This window comes from Massilia sp. CT11-108 (assembly GCF_047302915.1).
GTDB lineage: Bacteria > Pseudomonadota > Gammaproteobacteria > Burkholderiales > Burkholderiaceae_D > Telluria > Telluria orientalis.
In genome coordinates, this window is the sequence record NZ_JBKYMO010001034.1 from 1 (window position 1) to 886 (window position 886).

Sequence of the window (886 nt, forward strand, 5' to 3'; positions counted from 1 at the left end):
TGATAGCTCAGTCGGTAGAGCGACGGACTGTTAATCCGCAGGTCCCTGGTTCGAGTCCAGGTCGGGGAGCCAGAATTCAAAATGGGCGTCGAGAAATCGATGCCCATTTTCGTTTTTGCCCGCCCCAGCAGGAAACAAAAAAACGAGCGAAAATAACGACTTACGTTATCCCGAGATCGTTTCCCAATGTCTACTGCAGCTTCGCCAACATTCCCCCGCGGCGCCGACGTCAACCCGAAACCGCTCGGCGTCGCGTTGTTGCTCATCGTCCTCGGCGCGTGGTATCTCGCGCAGACCGTCGGTGCGAAGCACGCCGCCTTGTTCGTCGTCGGCGCGCTGCTCGGCCTCGCGCTGTACCACGCCGCTTTCGGCTTCACGTCCGCGTGGCGCGTCTTCATCGCGGACGGCCGCGGCGCCGGCCTGCGCGCGCAGATGATCATGCTCGCCGTCGGCGTCGCGCTGTTCTTTCCGGCACTGTCCGCCGGCACCCTGTTTGGCAATCCCGTCAATGGGCTCGTGTCGCCCGCGGGCACGTCCGTGATCGTCGGCGCGTTCATGTTCGGCATCGGCATGCAGCTGGGCGGCGGTTGCGCGTCCGGCACGCTCTACACGGTCGGCGGCGGCAGCACGCGCATGATCGTGACCCTGCTTGCGTTCATCGCCGGTTCCGTCATCGCGACGGCGCACATGCCGTTCTGGACGTCGCTGCCGCAACTGAAACCGGTCTCGCTCGTGAAGACGCTGGGCCTGGCGCCCGCGCTGCTGCTCAACTGGGCCGTGTTCGCGCTGATCGCGTACGTCACCGTCGTCGTCGAGAAGCGCCGGCACGGCCGCCTCGTCGACCCGACCGTGCGGCCCGCGCACGCGTCGCCGTGGCTGCACGGGC

Annotated in this window: 1 protein-coding gene; it reads left to right on the top strand. The window is 65.9% G+C overall.

All coding sequences use genetic code 11. The annotated features are described in order from the left end of the window. Window positions 1–186 precede the first annotated feature (186 nt). Window positions 187–886, top strand: a 700-nt coding sequence (locus tag ACEN88_RS32945; protein ID WP_413346493.1) for a YeeE/YedE thiosulfate transporter family protein, incomplete at its 3' end; no start/stop codon positions are given.